The sequence below is a fragment of the Salinactinospora qingdaonensis genome, from assembly GCF_039539445.1.
In the GTDB taxonomy this organism is placed as follows: Bacteria; Actinomycetota; Actinomycetes; order Streptosporangiales; family Streptosporangiaceae; genus Salinactinospora; species Salinactinospora qingdaonensis.
Genome location: NZ_BAABDD010000065.1, coordinates 1 through 2,250 on the forward strand (window position 1 = coordinate 1; position 2,250 = coordinate 2,250).

A 2,250-nucleotide genomic window follows, 5' to 3' on the forward strand; every position below is an offset into this window, starting at 1 on the left:
GCCGCCGGCTGACAGGGGGCCGAAGAGGTCGTAGACCGACAGGTCGAAGTCCAGAGCCGACAGGGCCAGCGACCGGTCCTCGGGGCCGACCCCGAAGCGTTCGTTGATGTCGTCGATGGTGTTGACCACCGCCCCATGGCTGATCTCGACGCCTTTGGGCTCGCCGGTGGAGCCCGACGTGAAGATCACGTAGGCCAGGTCGGTGTCGGAGACGGCCACCGGAGCCGCCAGCGGCTCCCCCGTGAGCGCGGCGGTTACGGGCAGCGTGGGCGCCGCCGGGGCGGCCACCCCGTCGTCGGGCTCATGATCGGTCAGGACCAGCCGCACTCCCGCCCGGTCGTAGATCCGGTCGCGGCGGGCGGCCGGTTGGTCGACGCCCACGGGGACATAGGTCGCGCCGGCGGCCAGGACGCCCAGGACGGCGGTGATCTGCTCGGGGCCCTTGGGCAGGCTCACCCCGATCGGGTCTCCCGGGCCCACGCCGCGCTCGCGCAGCGCCCCCGCCACCCGCAACGCCGCCTCGGCCAGCGCGTCGTGGTCCAGCCGTCCGTCGTCGCCCCACAGCAGCGCGGGCGTGCCCGCCCGCTGGGAGGCGTGCTCGAAGAACGAGGAGTGCAAGGGCCGCCGGTCATGGGGGCCCTCGGTCGCGTTGACCCGCTCGCGCACCGCGCGTTGGGTCGGCGGCAGCAGGTCAGGGGCCGGTTGCGACCAGTCCGCGGTACAGGCCCAGTCGAGCAGGCGCCGGTAGGCGTCGAACATGGCGTCGAGCACGCCCTCGGGGAACAGCTCCTCGACCGCGTCCCAGTTGAAGGACAGCTCGCCGCCGCGCTCCAGCACTTGGTTGTCCAGCCACACCTGCGGGGTCTGCGACAGCCCCCACACCTGCTCGCCGAAGCCGGTGGTGAGGTTGACCAGCTCGTCGGAGAGTCCCAGCGCGCTGGTGAAAACCACCGGCATGCCCGCTCCGGCTCCGCCCTCGCGCCGGTTCAGCTCGCGCAGCACCTCGACCGCCGACACCGCCCGGTGTTCCATGTCGGACCAGACCTGGTGCTGGGTGCGGCGCACCGCGGCCAGCCAGGTCTCGCCGTCCTCCGGCCGCGACTCGACCAGCATCAGGGAGGTGAAGTCACCGACCACACGCCCGATGTCGGGGTGGACGTCGCGGCGGTCGAACAAGGTGAAGTTCAGCGTCAATTCGGGGGCGGCGCTCCACCGGGCCAGCACCTCGGCGAAGGCGGTGGCCAGCACGCTCACCGGCGTCACCCCGTGGTGGCGGGCCCGATCCTTGAGCCCCTGCCACTGGTCGGCGTTGAGACGGGCCTCGCGCCGTACGAACCGGGGGCGGGTCAGTGTGGCGGGGTCGGTGCGTAGCGGCAGTTGTGGGGCCGGCGCCAGATCGGCCAGCCGGTCGCCCCAGTAGTCCCAGGCGGCCGTGAGCTCTTCGGGGGTGGGCGCCACCGACGACACGTAGTCGCGGAAGGTGACGCCGATGGGGGGCAGCGCCGTGTCGGGGTCGTCGTAGAGCGCCGACAGCTCGATGAACACCGTGAGGATGCTGAGCGCGTCGAGCACGATGTAGTCGAAGCTGAAGGCGATCCTCGTGCGGTCCTCGCAGCGCACCGCGCGGATTTCCACCAGCGGCCAGTGCGAGGGGTCGGGGACCCGTTCCGAGAGGCTCTCGCGCATCTCGGTCAGCGCCTTGTCCTCCTCGGCGGCTCCGACCTCGGTGACCTCGATGGTGTAGGACGGCACGGTCGGCTGGACGCGCTGCCAGCCGTTCGCGTCGAAGACCGCTCGAAGCATGTCGTGTCGGGCGATGAGGTGGTTCCAGGCCCGCTGGAGGCGCTCCAGGTCCACGTCGCGCCCGTCGAACTCCCAGTACCAGTGCGACCCCACCCCGCCGAGGGCGAAGTCCGACGTGCGGCCCAGCCAGTAGGCCCGCTGGATCTCGGTGGGCGGGAAGGGGTCGAACCGGTGCTCGGGGTCGGCCACCAGTTCCACCGGCCGCTCGGTCGGCTCCTCCTGGGTCAGGGAAGCGCAGAAGCCGGCCAGCGTGGGCCGGGAGAACAGGGTTCGTAGCCCACCGCCCGTGATACCGGCCTCCCGCATCCTGCTGAGCAGCCGGGTTGCGAGGAGGCTGTCGCCGCCGAGGGTGAAGAAGCTGTCGTGGCGGCTGATGGTGGGGGTGTTGAGGAGGTCGGTCCAGATGGTGGCGATGTGGTGTTCGAGGTCGCCGTGGGGGGGTTCGTG

1 protein-coding gene is annotated in these 2,250 nt (G+C 71.7%); it reads right to left on the reverse strand.

Features of this window, described 5'->3' with window-relative positions; all coding sequences use genetic code 11:
• On the reverse strand, positions 1 to 2,250 hold a 2,250-nt coding region (locus tag ABD848_RS24770; RefSeq protein WP_344977593.1), incomplete at both ends, for an AMP-binding protein.